The sequence below is a fragment of the Saccharothrix stipae genome, assembly GCF_054781895.1.
This window is the reverse complement of sequence record NZ_BAAGTN010000007.1, coordinates 25,948-44,177: the sequence shown is the minus strand read 5'-3', so window position 1 is coordinate 44,177 and position 18,230 is coordinate 25,948. Positions and strand designations below refer to the sequence as shown.

Sequence of the window (18,230 nt, the reverse complement as noted above, 5' to 3'; positions counted from 1 at the left end):
GCCGGGCCCGGGCTACGGCAGTCGCTCCGCCCAGCGTGTGAAGAAGCCGCGGACGCCCCACGCGTCACCCGCGATGATCCAAGTGCCTGTGGTCTGCCGCGGGCGCGCCGTTCGGGCGGAGGCGGGCCGGGACCGGTCCCCCGCGCCGGGGTCATTGTTCCCGGTAGCTCCGAACGAAGGGGACGACCATGGGGCCATCCTCCCGCGCAGGCCGCTTGTCCGCGATGTCCGTGCTCGTGGCGGCACTCGTCGCGCCGGTGCCGCCGGCGTTCGCCCAGGCGGCGGAAACGCCCGCCCGCGTCGCCGCACCGCCGTCCGCGCGGTGCGCCACGCTCGGCGTGGTCGACGTGAAGAGACCCGTCCGGCACTCGCCGCAACCCCGTGCCGTCGTGCGTGCGACGGCGGTGAACGCCGCGTACTCCGCGCCTGACACGCCTCGCCGGATGATTCCCGGCGACGAGTACGCGGTGCGAGTCACGCTCACCAACACCACCACGACCCCGTTCAGCGCCGCGCGGCACGCGTTGTCCTACCACTGGACGCTGCCCGGCGGCGCGGACGCCACCCCTGCCGATCGGCTGGAGACGAAGCTCCCCGACCTCGCGCCCGGCGCGACGGTCACGGTCGAGGCGAAGGTCGAGGCACCGGCGCTCGCCGACATCGGCAACGAACGCGAGCAGTTCGTGCTGCGCTGGGACGTCCACGACACCACCGGGAAGCAGTGGCTCTCCGAGACCGCCGGGGTGCCGACGCTGGACCAGGACGTGCGGGTCGAGCGGCCCACGTCCGACCAGCTCGGGCTGGAGCAGTTCTACCAGTACGGCGGGGTCCCCACCGGCGCGGGCGGGAACCTGTCGGTGAACCAGTTCTCCGGCAACGCGGTGTGGGGTTACGACGCGCTGACCAACCCGAGCCGCGGTCTCGCGAGCTTCGCGCGGTTCACCTACAACAGCGCCGACACGTCGGACTCCTACACCGGCACCGGTTGGTCGGTCACCGCGTCCACGCTGAACCGGCTGGGCACGCCGCTGGAGTTCGGCGGCACCGGCTGGGCCCCGACGGTGACGCTGGTCGACGGTGACGGCACGGGCCACTTCTTCGAGCTGAACAAGAACGGCAGCGACGACTCCGCGCGCTGGACCTACGACAGCCCCGCGGGCGTCCACCTCTACCTGCGTCACCTGCCGAAGGAGGAGGACAGCCGACGCTGGGTCTTCACCACGCCGGAGCGCACGCACTTCTACTTCGACCACCAGGGTTACCACACGTCCACGGTGGAGAAGAACGGCAACACCATGACGTTCTCCTACGAGCAGGCGCTCGTGGGCGGGCGGAACGCCAAGGTGCTCACGCACGTCACCGACGCCACCGGCAGGCGCACCCTCACGCTGGACTACTACCAGCGCGACGACCCGTTCACCGTCTTCCGCGGTGACCGCAAGGTCGGCGGCACCGGGCTCGCCGAGGCGGCGATCATCGACCAGCTCAAGTCCGTCACCGACGTCTCGGGCCGGGTCATCCACCTGACCTACGGCGAGCACGGCGCGTTGCAGGAGGTCGTGGACGGCGCCGGACGCCCAGAGGCCAAGACGTTCACGTTCTTCTACGACAGCACCACCGCGAACCTGATCCGGGTGGTCGACCCGCTCGGCCACTCGACCGGCCTCGACTACTTCACCGACGCCGCGGATCCCCTGCGCAAGGGCCACGTGCGCACCGTGCGGGACCGCCGGGGTGCCGCGGTCGGGTTCGACTACGCCGATCCGGACGGCGAGAAGGGCTCCGAGATCGACGCGAGCCTCACCGACGGCAACGGCCACACGTCCCGCGCGCTGATCGACGGGTTCGGGCGCCCGACGCGGCTCACCGACGCCAAGAAGCAGGTCACCACCCTGCACTGGGACGAGGACAACAACGTCGTCCGCCTGGTGGAGAACAACGGCGCCACCACCAGCTGGGTGTACGACCAGAAGACCGGCTTCCCGCTGGAGATCCGCGACGCGGAGGCCAACAGGCAGAACTGGCCGCCGACCCGGCTCACCTACCGGACCGCGATGGACGGTCACGTCGCCGACCTCACCGAGAAGGTGACGCCGGAGGGCCGCAAGTGGCTCTTCGTGTACGACGACAACGGCAACCTGCTCTCGGTCACCGATCCCAAGGGCACGGCCACCGAGGACCCCAACGACTACACGTCGCGGTACTCGCACGACGAGTTCGGGCACCTGATCGACCAGACGAACGCCAACGGGCACACCACGGTGTTCGGCGACTACGACCCCAACGGGTTCCCGCAGATCATCACCGACGCGCTGAACTGCGCGTCCCGGTTCCGCTACGACGACATCGGCAACGTCGTCTCCACTGTGGACGCACGGGGCAAGACGAGCAACTTCACCTACGACATCTTCAAGCGCCCGCTGGACTCCAGGGAGCCGAAGGACCAGGCGGCCGGCGTCTACATCGTCACCCCGGGCCCGCGCTACGACGCGAACGACAACGTCGTGACCAGCACCGCCGCGAACGGCGCGGTCACCCGGGTCCTCTACGACGAGATGGACCAGCAGGTCGCGACCTACGCGCCCAAGGACACGCCGGACGGCCCGGAGAAGCTCACGACATCCGTCTACGACCCGGTCGGCAACCTCGTCAAGCAGACGCTGCCCAAGGGCATGCTGACGTCCGGAGATCCCAACGACTTCAGCGTCACCATGGCCTACGACGAAGTCGGCCGGCTGCTGCACATCACCGACGTCAACGGCAACCGCAGCAGCGCCGAGTACGACGACGTCGGCAACCTGGTGAAGGAGGTCGACGCCCGGAAGAACAAGACGCCGGACGTGAACGACTTCACCACCCGGTACGTCTTCGACGCCAACCACCAGGTCGTGGAGACCGTCGACGCCGACCAGCACTCGACGAAGACCCGCTACGACAAGGACGGCAACGTCGTCGCGAGCGTCGACGAGGACGGCAACGAAACCCTCATCACGCTGGACGAGCGGGGCAAGCAGGAGGAAGTCCGGTCACCGCACGACAACCCCGGCGGCACGATCCGCTACTTCACCACGCGGTACGAGTACGACCAGGTCGGCAACCTGACCCGGACGATCAACCCGCGTGGCGTCGACACCCCGGACAAGCGCGACGACTTCGTCGCCGAGACGGTCTACGACGAGCTGAACCGCGCGCGTGAGGAGATCCTGCCCTACGACCCGGGCGACCCGGAGCACAAGTCGCCGGTCAGCACGATCTACGGCTACGACGAGCTCGGCCGGGTCATCGAGGTCAGCGCGCCGCCGTCGCGCGGCCAGTCCACCCGCAACGTCACCCGGCAGACCTACTTCGACAACGGCTGGGTGCGCACGTCCACCGACGCCTGGGACATCAAGACCTCCTACGACTACACGCCGACCGGGCAGCAGTCGAACCGGACGGTGACGAGCGCGGGCGGGTCGTCGCACCGCGTGCAGACCTGGGAGTACTACCCCGACGGCAAGCTCAGGACCCGCGCCGACGACGGTGTGCCGGTCGGTCAGGAAGTCGTCCTGGTGGACAACTCGAACACCGTCCGCACGCAGGCGACGCCGGGTTGGCGCACGGCCGACTCCGCACGTGGTTTCCAGGGCACCCAGTACCGGACGACCGACAAGCGCAACGCGAACGAGAAGTTCGTCTGGAAGGCCGGAATCCCGACCGACGGCAACTACGAGGTCCTGGTCCGCTACCCCGAAGGCACCGCGACCGACGCCGCCTACACCGTCGAGCACAACGGCGGCAGCAGCACGGTCAAGGTCGACCAGTCCAAGCGCGCGGGCGAGTGGGTCAGCCTCGGCAAGTTCCCGTTCGCCGCGGGGCAGACGCGCAACGTCACCCTCTCCGGTCAGGCCAACGGCACCGTGTCCGCCGACGCCGTGCAGCTGGTGCGGGACAACAGCGCCGACGTCGACGACGAGAGGAAGGTCTTCACCCACTTCTACGACGCCAACGACAACCTGGTGTCGATGACCGACTCCTCGCCCGGCACGCCCGTCGACGAGTTCAAGGTGACCTACAACGAACTGGACCTCGCGACCAAGGTCGACGAGCTCGACGACGGGTCGGTGGAAGCCACCACCGAGTACCGCTACAACGAGAACGACAACCTCACCTTCGCGAAGTTCGACGGCAAGTCCGCGGTCTACGAGTACAACGCGCGCGACCTCGTCTCCAAGGTGGTCAACAAGAAGAGCGACGGCGACTCGGGCCGCGTGACCACGTTCAGCTACACCAAGCGCGGGCACATCTCCCGGCAGGTGAAGGGCAACGGCAACACCGTCGACTTCACCTACTACCTCGACGGCCTGGTGAAGCGGCAGACCGAGAAGAACTCCGGCGAGGTCGTGCTCGACCACCAGTTGGAGTACGACTCGAACTCCAACCGCAGCCGCGACAAGAGCAAGAAGCAGGACGCCGACGACCACGACGACTTCATCGACAACGACACCGAGTACACCTACGACCCGCGCGACCGCATCCGCAAGGTCGACAAGAACGGCGACGGTGACCGCACCGAGAACTACAAGCACGACGACAACGGCAACGTCTGGGACCAGGAGATCGACGACCAGGGGACGGAGTTCGAGTACGACCGCAACCGCCTGGTGTCGTCGGAGACCGCGGACGAGGAGGAGGCGAACTACGACTACGACGCCTTCGGCAAGCTGAAGAAGGTCACCCAGTCCGGCGAAGAGCTGGAGCGGTACAAGTACGACGGCTTCGACCGCAAGATCGAGCACGCCAAGGACGACGGCGACAAGGTCACCAAGTACACCTACGACCCGCTCGACCGCGAGCGCACCAAGGAGGAGGACGACGACGAGACCACGGTCCTGCACTACCTCGGCCTGTCCGAGCAGGTGCTGACCGAGGAGGAGGACGGCGACCTCACCAAGAGCTACCAGTACTCCGCCGACGGCGAGATGCTGGGCCAGGTCCACTACGACGACGGCGACGAGGAGCAGGTCTACCTGAGCTTCAACGCCCACTCCGACGTGGAGATGGTCACCGACTCCGACGGCGACGCCCAGTCCACCTACGGCTACACCGCCTACGGCAAGGACGACGTCAAGGACTTCACCGGCGACGACAAGCCGGACCCGGCGGACCCGGACAAGGACGAGAAGAACTCCTACCGGTTCAACACGGCCAGGCACGACAAGGACAGCGGCACCTACGACATGGGTGCCCGCGACTACGCCCCCGGCCTGAACCGCTTCCTGACGCTCGACCTGTACAACGGCGCGCTCAGCGACCTGGGCATGACCACGGACCCGTGGACCAACAACAGGTACACCTTCGGGGCGGGCAACCCGCTGTCCCAGGTGGAGATCGACGGCCACGGCTGGTTCGACGAGGCGGGCAAGTGGGTGTCCGACAACGCCTCGGCCATCGGCCACGCGGCACTGGACGTCGCCGGCGTGATCCCGGTCGTCGGCGAAGCCGCCGACCTCGCCAACGCCGCCTGGTACGCCGCCGAGGGCGACTACGCCAACGCCGCCCTGTCCGCGTTCGCCGCCATCCCCTTCGCCGGCTGGGCCGCCACCGCCGTCAAGGCCGGCAAGTACGCCGTCAAGGGCGCCGAGGCCGCACAGGGCGCTGGCAAGGCCGCCGAGGGCGCGGGCAAGGCCGCGGACACCACGGCCACCGCGAACACCGCCGCCAAGGCCGCCGACGAAGGCGCCAACGGCGCCAAGACCACACCCACCCCCAAACCGTCACCGAAGGTCGGCGGCCCGTCCGCCGGCAAACCCGCCGGCGCCGGCGGCGGAAAGGCCGGCGGCACGGCCAGCACGGGCCAGAAGCCGTCCGGCGGCGGATCGGGCGGCGGCCAGGCCGCCAACGGCGGCGGGTCAAGTGCCACCAAGAGCAGCGGCACCAACGGTGGAGGCGGCGCGCAGAGCAGCTGCCGGATGCACAGCTTCGTCGCTACGACCCTGGTTCTGATGGCCGACGGCTCGACCAAACCGATCGGCGAGGTCGAGATCGGCGACGAGGTCGAAGCGACCGACCCGACCACCGGCGAAACCACCGACCGCGAAGTCATCGACACCATCGTCCACACCGACGAAGGCGACATGACCAAGTTGACCGTCGCGGCCGACGACGGCACCACCGGCACCGTCGATGCCACCTCCTGGCACCCGGTGTGGGTCGACGCCGAGGGACGCTTCGTCGACATCGGCGAGCTGAAGCCCGGCCAAAGCCTGACCTCCGCCGACGGTCGCGCGCCGACGGTTACCGGCGTCGACCGCTACACCCACTTCGAACCGGTCTACGACCTCACCGTTGAGGGCGTCCACACCTACTACGTGGTGGCGGGCACCGCCAGTTTCTTGGTCCATAATTGCGGCAGCGGGCCGGCAGCGGGCGTTCTGGAGGTTAGCGATCAGGTGAGCTCCACTCGCGCATTTCAGAACTATTCACCTAGCGGTGGGGGCGGGGTCGAGTACGTTTTCGATCCAGTCGCCGAGCGCCTTCTGGTGGGCAAGCCCAAAGCTCATCTAAACCTGGACGGGAGCCCTCATCAACAGCTTGCACGTTCGGGCGGCCTGGATGAATCGGCAGTCCTTGGCGGCATGTTCTCCCGATCCGGCGGTCGAGCCGCATTCTCGGAACACAGTGGTCACTACGGCGAACGGTGGACACCGGCTTTACGGAAGCAGTTCCAAGGATTTCTCGGTCGGCACAATATCGGCAATGTTTTCACTGAATGGGGCGGGTGAACTCCCGTGTGGGAACCCCTGTTTGACCGTGGCGACGGGACACTCGTAGGTTGTGAATCCGAGCCAGGGATCTGGGTTAAAAGTCCGGCAAGCGAGCCGAGAGTGGTCGACTTGGCAGACCCGGTATTCCTGTGGTCGCTACTCGAGAGGTCACCGGAGGATGCGCATGAGCGACTGGCCGAGTCTTGGGAAATGTTCCGACTGAGCATCTCGCCGACGCAGGTGCTTCGCGACATCGCGATATCCGCGATCAGGAGCGGGCGCGATTACTGGACGACCCTTGGAATCGCATGGATTGAACAAATGCTTGCCCGGAAGGTTGAGCCTTTCCTTGAGGTACGGGATGTCCCCGACTGCGAGACAGACCGGATGTCGCAACGCAACCGCCACCGCTGGGCCCGCATCATGAAGTAGCGTTCACGCCAGAATCACCTCCCGCGAGATCGGCGGCGATCTCCAGACCCTGTGCACGCCCGACCGTATCACCGCTTTCCTCGCGAACGAATGGAGACGCTTCCGGAGTTTTTCGCACCAGCATGACCTGGAACCAGAGCGAAGAATGGCCGTACACGCGCAATTCACCGTCGATACCCGGGGTCCGGACTCTCACGGACAGCTGATCCTGCACGGTCTCGATGACTACATGTCACTCAACTTCAGGACTAGCGATAAGAGGCATGGATGAGACGCAACTTGATGACCGCGGCAGCCGCCGCGCTGGTCGTGGGCACGACCGTGTTGACCGCACCAGCGGCTTCCGCGGCGACCGCCCTGCCGTTGTCCGGCTTCGGCGACATAGTGGTGGACCAGGTCCACCAGAGGGTGTTCGTCAGCGGCGGGCCGACGTCCAACGGGATCGTGGTGACGGACTTCGCGGGCAACGTGGTCAAGTCGATCAACAGCCAGTCCGGCGCGACGGGGCTGGAGCTCTCGGCGGACGGCAACCTGCTCTTCGCCGCCCTGGCGGCGGGTGACGCGATCTCGGTGATCAGCACGACGAGCCTCACCGAGACGCACCGCTACTCGACCGGCCCGTGCCCGACCCACCTGGCCAGGTCGAAGACCGCGGTCTGGTTCGGCTACGGCTGCGAGGGCACCTTCGCCGGCAAGATCGGCAAGCTGGAGCACCTGGCCGCGAAGCCGGTCACCGGTGACCTTCAGGGCGCCACGAGGTACCAGCGCGCTCCGCTGCTCACCGCGACCGACACGGACATGCTGATCGCCGGCCAGCTGGCGCTGAGCCTGTCCACGGTCCAGGTCTACCAGATCGAAACCGGCGCCCTCACCCCCGACTCGACGGGCGAGGTGGGCGCGGGCCTGGTCGACCTGGACCTGACCCCGGACGGCCTGACGCTGCACAGCGCCGCCGGGTCGCGGGACCGGGTGGAGGCGTGGTCGCCGACGAACCTCGCGCGCAGGGGTGCGTACGCGGCCAGGCCCCGGCCCAACGCGGTGGCCGTCACCGAGCGGTTCGTCGCGGTCGGTGCGCTCACCGGGGACGCGAACGACGTGCTGGTCTACGAGCACGGCGGTTCCGTGCCGACGGCCACGCGGGCGTTGGCCACGGGCGACACCGTCGTTGCGCGAGGGCTCGCGTGGGGCGCGGACCGGCTGTTCGTGATCACCAGCCACGACAACCGGCCGCAGCCGAACATCGCGGTCTTCACCGTGTGACGGGACCTGCGCCGGCGTCGATCGGTCGACGCCGGCGCAGGTCGGCCACATCGGCCCGGGACTACCTGCTCGCGGTGCGGAAGTGCGCCTGGGACAGGGTGTCGGTGTCGAGGTTGTCCATCGCACAGGCGTCCGGTTGGCCGCCGGGCTGCCAGGCCCACCCGAAGGCGCCCGCGTTGGCGCCGTCCCGGACGTAGGCGTTGATCTTCGTCGACACCTGCGTCGCCCGGGCGGCGAACGAACGGGCGCAACCCTCACCGGTCGCGTTGGCGGGCAACCCGAACTCGCCGACGACGAGCGGCTTGCCCACCGAATTGGCCTTGGCCGCGACGTAGTGGGTGGAGATCGCGGCGTCCGCGTCGAACTCGTGCACGGACGCGACGTCCACGCCGCGTGAACCGGCCAGGGCGCGGTAGTTCACCTCTCCCCCGACGGCCTGCGGGGAGGCGGTTCCGGCGGAGAACAGCCGGTCCGGGTCGACACCGGCGGCGATGTCCCCCATGGCGTTGTAGAAGTCCCGGACCTGGCGCCAGGTGTTGTCCCCTCCCGGCTCGTTGAGGAACTCGAACCAGGCGATGGTGGTCTCGCCCCGGTAGCGTTCGAGCAGCTGCACCATGTGCCGGCGGTAGGCCTCGCGTTCCTGGGGGTTGCCGAACCACTCGGGTGTCTTGTGGGTCTCACCGCAGCCGGCGATCGCGTCGTCGAGGGTGATGGTCAGGTAGACGTTGTGCCGCCGCGCCGACGCGACCGCCGCATCGAGGGCGGTGAGGTCCCACCCTTCAAAGAAGAACAGTCGGACCGCGCCGTGGCCGTCGTGGCGCATCCCGGCGAACCAGGCGTCGACCTGCGCGGGGGTCATCCTCTCGTCGTCACGGCCGCAGTCGCCGCTCCAGACGGCGGAGTTGTAGCCGGTGAACCACCAGTCCTGGCCGTTGCGCTGGATGTTGTCGCCCTGCACGGTGATGCGCGGCAACGAGATCGCCGGGGTGCCGATCAGTTCCGCGGAGTCGATCGAGATCGTGCCGGAGGCGACGGTGAGGGTGACCGTGTGGGTGCCCGCGGCGAGCGCCGCGGAGGTGAAGAAGGGCACGTTGTCCTGCCGCAGTGCCCCCTGCTGCGACACGGTCGTCGGTGCGCCTCCGTCGACGGTGACGGTCGCGGTGCCGTGGTGTGGCGCGACGGCTCCCTTCAGGATGACCTGCGTACCGGTGAACCGGAGCTGCGCGCGGGCGCCGACGTCGCTGGAGAAGTGGTCGTCGGCGTTGAACTTCGCCGGTCTGCCGGTGGTTGTCCCCCACGTGCCGCTCGGATAGGTGAAGTAGGTCGGGTCGGCGTCGTTCACGACCTGGCCGGCGCTTTCGGCGGCAGGCGTGGCGGCGGCGGGCGTGACGGCGGCCGCGAACGTGATCACCGTGGCGGCCAACGAAATTGCGAGTCTCATGGGCCGGTTGTACAGCGGCTCCGGGGGACCGGTCCCTGAGCCGCCCTCGTGCTCCGAGCTGAAGCGGCGCACCGGCGGCCGACGTGCGCCCGGGGTCCCGTCGGGATTGCTACTCCAGCAGGTCCAGGTCCTTCGGCGCGAGCGCGGTCGACTGCACGAGTTCCCGGAGCAGGTTGTCGTTCAGGGCGTTGCCGACGGGTTCGCCGACCTCGTCGCGGGTCAGGCCGTGCACCCCTCGGCGGGACAACCGATCGCGCACGACGCTGACCCGGCGTTCGAGCTTCTTCGCGGTCCAGCCGGCGTCGGGTTGGAGTTCGGCGAGCCGGAGGGCCGCCTCCTTCCACGTCAGCGGTTTGGGGTTGGGCACGCGCAGCAGGTAGTTCCGGCCGAGGGCGACGAGCATCAACTTCTCGTCCGGGGTCAGCGCGTACGCCCGGGGCGGGTCGGTGTGGGCGCCGTGGAGAGGACCGGGCTGCTCGCCATCGGCGCCGGTGACGTAGATCTCCAGCAGGTGTTCCCGGTCTCGTGAACCGGGCACGTACAACGGCGTGTACCCCTCGGCCAGCGGGATCACGCCCTCCTCGGCGAAGAGCCACTGCGACCGCGGCAGGCGGATCGGCCTGCGTCCCCGGTTCCGCAGCCACCACCGGCCCTGGTGGTGGGTCAGCTCGCCGTGCCGGCGGCTGACCTGCTGGTCGTCCTCACCGACGCAGACGTGCACCAGCGGGCGGTTCCGTCCGAAGTAGACGGTCCGCCCGTCGCGAGGGCCGACCGCGTACCCGCCGCCGAGGGCGACCGCGTACAGGGAACCCGGCACGGCGGGTGCGACGCCCCGGACCAGGCCGTCGTGTCCCCCGGGCAGCAGGATTCCGCCCGGGTGTGCCCACTTCGGCTCCACTCACCGACCTCCTCACCTGTGGCAGACCGCCCCGCGCAGGCCCTCGGTCTGGCTCTCGTAGATCTGGTCCTCACCCCTGGTGCCGCGCACCAGGAAGCAGTACTTGCGGCTCGGATCAGGATCGATGGTCACCGTCGCCGCGTGGCTGAACTCGACGATCTTCGTCTGGCTCGGCTCGCCCTCGGCCCAGTAGCTGACGGCGAAGTACAGCCGGTCGTCGGTGGAACTCCAGCTGAGCGAGGCCTGGTCGCCCAGGTCGGTCGGCTCGTCCAACTCCACCACCGGCGCCGCCGTGTCCGTGACCGGCGGCAGGGGGTCCGTCGCCGGCGGCTCCGGCGTGGCACGAGGCCACAGGACGACCGCCAGCACGGCAGCCGGTATCACCACCAGGGCCGCGTACCAACCGCGCCGCACGGGCCTGCCCGGCGCCCGGGGCACGTCGGCCGCCGCCGTTGCGGGCCGCCGCGCCGGATCAGGGGCCAACATCCGCCCGATGGCGGTGGACAGCGCGACGGGGACGTCGGGCCGGCTGACCGCGGGCACCGGATCGCCGAGCACGCGCAGGATCCGCTCGCCGGTGAGCTCCCCGATCCGGCTCGGGTGCGGCGACCTCCCGGTCAGCGCGAAGTGCAGCACCGCGCCGAGGCCGTACACGTCGGTCGCCGCTTCGACGACGCCGGTGCGCAGCGTCTCCGGCGACACCCACTCGATGCCGGCCAGCGGATCGCGCCGGAACTGCTGCCGCTGCGCCACGCCGAAGTCCGCCAGCACGGCCTCGCCGTTCCACCGGAACAGCACGTTCGCCGGGGTGATCCCGCCGTGCAGCACGCCGACCGCGTGCGCCGCGGCCAGCGCTCGCGACAAGGACTCGCTCAGGGCGCCCACCTCGTCGGACGACAGCGGCCCCTCCCGGCGCACCCGGTCGGCCAGCGAGTCGGCGCACAGCTCCATCCGGAGAGCGTGCTTGCTGCCGTCGACCAGCTCGACCCCGTCCAGCGGCAGCACCGGCGCGGACAGCTCGGCGAGCTTGGCCCGTTCCCGCTCGATCGTCGCGAGCGTGCGCCGGTCGAACCGGCCGGGGAACACCTTCAACGCCATCCCGTCGGCGGCGTACACCTCGGCGACCGGGCCGGTGCCCAGCAGTCGGCTCATCGGATCACGAACACCGCCCTGATCCGCGCGCCGAGCGGACGCCCTGCAAGCGCACCGCGGATCTCCGCCACAGCCTGCCACGCCGCCCGCACCGTGCCCTCGTCCGCTCCGGCGCCCGACCACAACGCCGTGTCCAGGTGGACCGCGAGGCGGTGCAGGCTGTCCACGACGGTTCCGCCGGAGACGGCGGCGAGGTCGCGAGCGGTCATGCCGGGGGTGATCCGGGCGCCATGCGCGCGCAGCAGGTCGCGCGTCTCCCACCAGGCGCCGACCACACCGCGTACGCCCGTCAGGCGCTTGCGGCGCAGGGTCCGGACGAACTTCCCGACCGGAATGGCGAGCAGCACCGCCGCGAGCAGCGCGAGCAGGACGGCCAGGCCCCACAGCACCAGCGTCCCGACCCCGGTCCAAGGACTCCCCTCGTCCACCGGTGCGGGCGCCGACACGGGCGGGTCGGGCAGCTTCTCGTTCGGCGGCGGCAGCTCGGCCCGCGCCTTCGCCATGACCTCGGCCAGCTTGGTCGGCGCCGGGCCCGCGTCGCTCGCCGCGCCCGCCGGGTCGAGCGGCACCCAGCCCACGCCCTCCACCGCCACCTCGGGCCAGGCGAGCACGTCTTCGTTGCGCACCACCACCTCGCCGTCCACCGGCTCGCGGGACGCGCGGTACCCGACGGCCAGCCGGGCCGGGATGCCGACGATCCGGGCGAGGACCACGTAGGACGCGGCGAACTGCTCGCTGGTCCCCCGCTTGGTGTCCAGGAGGAACTCGCGCAGCTGCGGCCAGCCGCTCCCGGTCGGCAGCTCGGAGCCGGTCGCGACCCGGTAGTTCTCGCTGAGGTACTGCTCCAGCACGAGCGCGGTCCGGAACGTCGGCCGCGCGTCCCTGGTGGCCGTCTTCGCCAGGGCGGCGATCTCCTCCCGCACGGTGCCGAGGTCGCCGGGTCGGACCTCGGACGACACCGCTGCGTCGGCGAGGCCGGAGAGGTCGCCGAACGGCTCCCGCCAGCGCAGGTCGTACGCCACCGGGCCACCCCGTTGCGGCAGCAGCAGCGTGCCCGCGTCCTGGTCGACGAAAGGCCGCACCGCGCCCGTCACCGAGGTGGGCACGGGCTGGCTCGGCAGCCACCGCTGGCCGCCCGGGACCGTGATGCGCGCGGAGTGCTGCGCCGTCGGCACGGTGATCCCGGCCGGCGGCGCGATCTCCGCGCCCAGCCTGCGGTACCGGTCGCTCGCCGTCCACGTGACGCCGTTGAAGCCGTCCAGCACCACCAGTCGCCACCGGTCCACGGGGGCGTCGCTGGTGTACCGGAACACCTCCGCGTCCGGATCGGCCAACCGCGCCGCGACCTCGGTCAGCGGGCTCACCTCCCTCGGCAGCGGAACCTGGGCGAGCTGGTTCTGCCGCACCGAGTACGCGGGTCCCGTCGGCACCGCCAGGGTGGCGACCCCCGCCACGACGCTCAACCCGACGGTCAGCGCGACCGCCGACCGTGCCGGGGAGATGAACAACCCGGCGACGGCGACCCCGTAGGCGAGCGCGACCAGCGTCGCCACCGTGCCCGACACGGCGATGAAGGCCTGGCTCAGCAGGAGCAACGCCAGGCTCGGCAGCACGGCCGCGGCGGGCCGGCGCAGCAGCTCGATCCCCGCCGAGGCCGTGAGGAGCACGAGCAGCGGCACGAACAGCAGCAGGTCCGCCTCCGGCCGCACCGGCCACGTCGATTGCAGGGTGAGCTGCCAGGAGTCGGTCACCCCGGCGACCAGCCGCGTGAGGCTGTCCGGGGTCGGCAGGCCGCTCCGCGTGGTGTCGAAGAGCGCCACCTCGACCAGCGCGAACGCACCCACCAGCAGCGCGAGCAGCGGCCGCCACGGCCGCAGCGCGGCAACCCTGAGGCACAGCTCGAACACCACGTAGCAGGCCACGACGACGGCGGCGATCGGCGGCACCAGCGGCACCAGCCCGAACACCGGGGCGAACAGCAGACCCGGGATCGCGGTGGCGAGCAGCAACCAGACCGCGTGGACCCTCGTCATGTGATCACCGTCTGCCACTGCCGGATCGCGTCCACGGCGTTCGCCGCCCGCAGCACCCGCACCCCCGGCACCTCCGGCGCGGTGCCGGGGGTGCCGACCACCAGGATCATGTCCCCGTACCGGGGTCGCACGCCGACGAGGGCCGCGCGATCACCCGGCGAGAGGGCCGCCGCGGCGGAGACCACGACGAGCGTGCCGCCGCCGGCCCGCGCCAGCGCACCGGGCACGAGCGGCAGGCCCGCCTCCTCGGTCCGCGCCACGACGCACAGCTCCTCCAGGTACCGCTGGACCGCGTCCCACCCCGAGTCCGTGGCCACGTCGACACCGCCCGGCGTCACCAGCCGACACCGGTGATCGGCGTCGGCCGCGGCGACGACCAGCGACGCCGCGAGTTCGACCCCCTCCTCGAACTCCGGCGCGGTGACCTCGCGCCGGTCGTCCAGCAACACGGTGAACTGCGGCTGGTGCGGGTCGGCGTAGTCGCGGACCATCAGCTGCCCGGTCCGCGCCGTCGCCTTCCAGTGCAGGTGGCGGACCTCGTCGCCGGGGACGTACGGGCGCACCTCGCGGATGTCGAGCGAGCCGCGCGGCGAGGTCTCCGTGGCCTCCCCGTCGTGGTGGTGCAGCGGGAGCCCGCCGGTGACGGCGCCGACCGGGTGCGTCCGCGGGTACACCCACAACGTCGCCGTCTCGCCGAGGGAGAGCTCGGACCGGCCGAGGCCGAGCGCGTCGGCGCGGAACAGGGTCAGCGGGCCGACCTCGTGCCTGCCCCGCCGCCCGGTCGGCAACTCGTTCAGGTAGGGCTGTTCCGCACCGGCGCCGAGCGGCCGGACCGCGACGGTCACCCGGTCCTCGCCGACCCGGTCGACCGCGGTGAAGCCGCCCTGCCGTCGCGTGCCGGGGTTGTGGACGCGAAGCGTGATCACGGCTCGACCGTGTCGCTCGACCCGGTCGGGGAACAACTCGCGGATGACCTCCACCCGGGGCTTGCGCCCCGCGACGCCGAGCGCGGCGACCACCGCGCCCACCGCGATCGCACCCAGGCTGACCAGCAGGGGGTAGCCCGCGACCAGACCGAGCGCGATGAGCACGACCGCGGCGGCGAGGGTGCCCACGCCGCGTCGGGTCAACCGCATGGTCAGGCTCCCGACGCGGTGGTGACCGCGACCGGGACCGGGATCTCGGCCAGCAGGTCGGTCACGACGCCCTCGGCCTTGCGCTGCCGCAGTTCCGCCTCCGGCTTGAGGATCAGCCGGTGGTCGAGCACCGGGTGCGCGACCTCCTTGATGTCGTCGACCGTCACGAACGTGCGCCCGTACGTCGCCGCGAGCGCCTGTGCCGCACGGACGAGCGCGATGGTGCCGCGCGGGCTCGCGCCGTATCGGACCTCCGAGTGCAGCCGGGTCGCGGAGGTGATGCTCGTCGCGTAGTCGACCACCGCGTGCTCGATCCGGACGGCCCGCACCTGCGCGATGGTGTTCCGCAGCGTCGGGACGTCCACCACGGCTCGCAGTTCGTCCGGGTCGACCCCGGCGCGGTCGCTCAAGACCACCAGCACCTCGGACGCCCGATCCGGGTACCCCATCCGCAGCCGCATCAGGAACCGGTCCAGCTGCGCCTCCGGCAGCCGGTACGTGCCCGCCATCTCGATCGGGTTCTGCGTGGCGATCACCAGGAATGGCCTGGGCACCTCGTGGGTCTCCGCGTCGACCGTGACCCGCTGCTCCGACATCACCTCCAGCAACGCCGACTGGGTCTTCGGCGTGCCGCGGTTGATCTCGTCGGCCAGCACCACGTTCGCGAACACGCCGCCCCGGTGGAACGCGAACTTCTCGTCGCTCTGGTGGTAGACCTGGACACCGGTGATGTCGCCGGGCAGCAGGTCGGGCGTGAACTGGATCCGGTTCCAGGTGCCGCCGATGCTGCGCGCCAGGCACCGGGCGAGCGTGGTCTTGCCGAGTCCGGGCACGTCCTCGATGAGGAGGTGCCCCTCGGTGAACAGCGCGGCCACGGCCAGCCGGACGACCTGGGGCTTGCCCCGCACGACGTTCTGGACGTTCGCCGCGATCAGCTCGTACACCTGACCGGGAGTCTGCGTCACGATTTCCCTTTCCTTCACTGAGAACTCACCAGGGCACGGGGTTCGACCGGATCGGAGTGATCGGGGTGCCGTCCCGGAGGATCACCTCGACCCACACCGTTTCCCCGGTGCCGGCGTAGGCGAACCCTTGGAAGGTCGCGCTGCCGTTGGCATCGGTTGTCGTCGTGTGCCCTTCGTTGCTGTAGTCGGCATTGGTGCTGTACGGCTTGACGGTGTAGCTGGTGTCGGGGTCGAATCCGGTCAGGACGACGCGCATCCACCTGCAGCTGTCGTTGACGTCGCCGCAGTACTCCTCGGTCAAGTCACCCTTGCTCAGGTGGACCTGCGGCGGCGGCACGGCTTGGTGGGTGGCCAAGGCGGGCGCGCCGGTGAGGAACTGCCCGTTCGGCGCCCTGGTCACCGCGGCCACCGTGAAGGTGACGGCCTGGGACGCCTGCACCTGCGGGTACACGACCCGGAGCCCGGTCACCTGCTGCGTGCCCAGGCCAGTGGCGGTGACCTCGTAGTGCACCAGCGTGCCGCCGTTGAGGGCGGGCTGTCCCCAGGTCAGCGTGACGTCGCGGGTCGGCCGGTCGTGCACGTCGTAGCTCGCCTGGAGGTTCACCGGCGCCGCGGCCGGTGAGACCGGCGCGTTCGGCGTGACCGGGCCGGTCGACGCGCCGGGGCCGGGGCCCACCTGGTTCGTCGCGGCCACGGTGAAGGTGTAGCTCACGCCGTTGGCCAGGCCGCCGACCCGGTACCCGCCCGCTCCACCGCCGACCTGGGCGGACCCGGTCTGACCGTTGGTCCCCTGCCAGGACACCACGTACGCGGTGATCGGCGCGCGGTTGTCCGGCGCGGCGCCCCAGGTGACGTCGGCCGAACCGTCGCCCGGCTGCGCGGCGACCCCGGCCGGGGCGCCGGGACGGCTCGGCGGCACCGGGGGCGGCACCCGCGTCGTCGTGGGCGCGGGGTCGGTCGGTCGTTCCGTCCGACGAGGCTCGTCGCCACGTTGACCGGGGTTCTCCGGTCGGCGGGTATCGCCGGGTTGCCCGGTCTGGCCGGACGGCTCCGGGTTCGGCTTCTCGGCCGACGTGGTGGCCTTCCGGGTCACGTCGACGTTCGTCACGCTGCCGTCGTCGGCCACCACCAGCACCTGCGTGCCGTCGCTGTCCTCGACGTAGACCCGCTTGTCCTCGCCCAGCGACAACCGCGGTTCGCCGTTCTTGTCCCGGAGCGGCTTCTCGTCCTTCCTCTTGCCGTCCACGCCGTAGGTCAGCACGGTGCCGTTCTGCCGGTCCACCAGCGCGACGACCTCACCGGTCGACACGGGACCGTCGTAGTCCCCGGTGCCGAGCGAAACCGTCACCGACTGGGCCGGTGTGGTCCTGGTGTCCACCAGGACCAGGCTGCTCTGCGTCGACCCCGAGTCCAGGATGGCCAGCCGGCCGTTCGCGTCCTGCGCGGCGGGTCTGGAGTCGGGCGACAGCGGGACGCCGAGGTCGACGCCCTCGCCGAGGGTGTCGCCGTCGATGGTGTGCAGCCTGCTCGTGAACAGGTCGAGGAACGCGGGCCGGCCGTCGACGACGGTCAACGCGCCCGCGTGGTTCGGCGGCGCGGACACCGGGCAGCCGGAGACCTCGACCGCGTCCTTGGCCAGCGTGCAGATCTGGCCCTTCCCGGTGCGGTGGAACCACATGGTGCCGTCCTGGGTGACGACCGGGGTGCCGATCGGACCATCGGTGGGGATCGACGCGGCCGGGTCGCCGAGCCGGACGATCCGGCCGGTCTCGGGGTAGACCGCGTACGGTCCACCGACGACCTCGATGCCCACGGGGGTCTCGTCCGAGGGCGGTTTCGCCGATCGCTGCGGCGACTCCGACTCCTTGTCGAACTCGGTGATCCGGTTCGGCCCGACCACCCAGCCGCTGGTGTCGCTCTGCAGGACCTGGCTGCCCACCTCGGCGTCGAGCGGGAACTCGGCGTCGAGGTTGCTCGTCGCCCCGTCGACGTGGAACACCAGCCCCAGGACCGAGTTGTACATCCAGTGGCCGGTGTTCGCGAACCGTGCGGCGGACAGCGGTGGGGTCACTCCGGCGACCACGGCGACCACGGTCGCCACGCACACGACGGCAAGCAGGACGAACGGCCGGCTCGCGCGAGCCGCCGAGCGTTTGGTGGTCACGGG

The 18,230-nt window shown here is 70.5% G+C and carries 10 protein-coding genes; 3 read left to right on the top strand and 7 right to left on the bottom strand.

The features are described 5' to 3' along the window. Positions 1–224: 224 nt before the first annotated feature. The 3 genes from ACYVLT_RS13030 (at position 225) to ACYVLT_RS13020 (ending at position 8,438) form a co-directional block, all read left to right on the top strand. Complete coding sequence (locus ACYVLT_RS13030) at positions 225–6,764, top strand: golvesin C-terminal-like domain-containing protein (RefSeq protein WP_461120410.1); 6,540 nt, start codon at positions 225–227, stop codon at positions 6,762–6,764. Positions 6,765–6,866: 102 nt separating this feature from the next. After that, complete coding sequence (locus ACYVLT_RS13025) at positions 6,867–7,178, top strand: hypothetical protein (protein WP_461120409.1); 312 nt, start codon at positions 6,867–6,869, stop codon at positions 7,176–7,178. A 267-nt stretch (positions 7,179–7,445) separates the two neighbouring features. Beyond that, positions 7,446–8,438, top strand: coding sequence for a YncE family protein (locus ACYVLT_RS13020; protein ID WP_461120408.1), 993 nt, complete (start codon positions 7,446–7,448; stop codon positions 8,436–8,438). Between the two features lie 61 nt (positions 8,439–8,499). On the opposite strand, the gene ACYVLT_RS13015 is transcribed toward ACYVLT_RS13020, so the two are convergent. The 7 genes from ACYVLT_RS13015 to ACYVLT_RS12985 form a co-directional block, all read right to left on the bottom strand. After that, positions 8,500–9,879 (bottom strand): cellulase family glycosylhydrolase, encoded by a 1,380-nt coding sequence (locus ACYVLT_RS13015; protein ID WP_461120407.1) that lies wholly within the window; start codon positions 9,877–9,879, stop codon positions 8,500–8,502. Positions 9,880–9,988: 109 nt separating this feature from the next. Beyond that, on the bottom strand, positions 9,989–10,777 hold the full coding sequence (locus ACYVLT_RS13010) for an FHA domain-containing protein (protein WP_461120406.1): 789 nt from the start codon (positions 10,775–10,777) through the stop codon (positions 9,989–9,991). A gap of 12 nt (positions 10,778–10,789) precedes the next feature. Continuing rightward, positions 10,790–11,929, bottom strand: coding sequence for a protein kinase domain-containing protein (locus tag ACYVLT_RS13005; RefSeq protein WP_461120405.1), 1,140 nt, complete (start codon positions 11,927–11,929; stop codon positions 10,790–10,792). Beyond that, on the bottom strand, positions 11,926–13,962 hold the full coding sequence (locus ACYVLT_RS13000) for a transglutaminase family protein (protein ID WP_461120404.1): 2,037 nt from the start codon (positions 13,960–13,962) through the stop codon (positions 11,926–11,928). The genes ACYVLT_RS13005 and ACYVLT_RS13000 overlap by 4 nt, the downstream gene beginning before the upstream one ends. Further along, entirely contained in the window at positions 13,959–15,098 is a 1,140-nt protein-coding gene (locus tag ACYVLT_RS12995) for a DUF58 domain-containing protein (RefSeq protein WP_461120403.1), read from the bottom strand. The genes ACYVLT_RS13000 and ACYVLT_RS12995 overlap by 4 nt, the downstream gene beginning before the upstream one ends. A 2-nt stretch (positions 15,099–15,100) precedes the next feature. Further along, the gene (locus ACYVLT_RS12990) at positions 15,101–16,063 is read right to left on the bottom strand and encodes an AAA family ATPase (protein ID WP_461120402.1); all 963 of its coding nucleotides are present in this window, start codon (positions 16,061–16,063) and stop codon (positions 15,101–15,103) included. A gap of 25 nt (positions 16,064–16,088) precedes the next feature. Continuing rightward, complete coding sequence (locus ACYVLT_RS12985; RefSeq protein WP_461120401.1) at positions 16,089–18,227, bottom strand: fibronectin type III domain-containing protein; 2,139 nt, start codon at positions 18,225–18,227, stop codon at positions 16,089–16,091. Positions 18,228–18,230: the final 3 nt, after the last annotated feature.

What these genes read in the sequence shown, in the direction of transcription:
- ACYVLT_RS13015 (WP_461120407.1), bottom strand. Translation starts at nt 9,879, where the DNA reads ATGAGACTCGCAATTTCGTTGGCCGCCACGGTGATCACGTTCGCGGCC.
- ACYVLT_RS13030 (WP_461120410.1), top strand. Translation starts at nt 225, where the DNA reads ATGTCCGTGCTCGTGGCGGCACTCGTCGCGCCGGTGCCGCCGGCGTTC.
- ACYVLT_RS13020 (WP_461120408.1), top strand. Translation starts at nt 7,446, where the DNA reads ATGAGACGCAACTTGATGACCGCGGCAGCCGCCGCGCTGGTCGTGGGC.
- ACYVLT_RS12995 (WP_461120403.1), bottom strand. Translation starts at nt 15,098, where the DNA reads ATGCGGTTGACCCGACGCGGCGTGGGCACCCTCGCCGCCGCGGTCGTG.
- ACYVLT_RS13000 (WP_461120404.1), bottom strand. Translation starts at nt 13,962, where the DNA reads ATGACGAGGGTCCACGCGGTCTGGTTGCTGCTCGCCACCGCGATCCCG.
- ACYVLT_RS13005 (WP_461120405.1), bottom strand. Translation starts at nt 11,929, where the DNA reads ATGAGCCGACTGCTGGGCACCGGCCCGGTCGCCGAGGTGTACGCCGCC.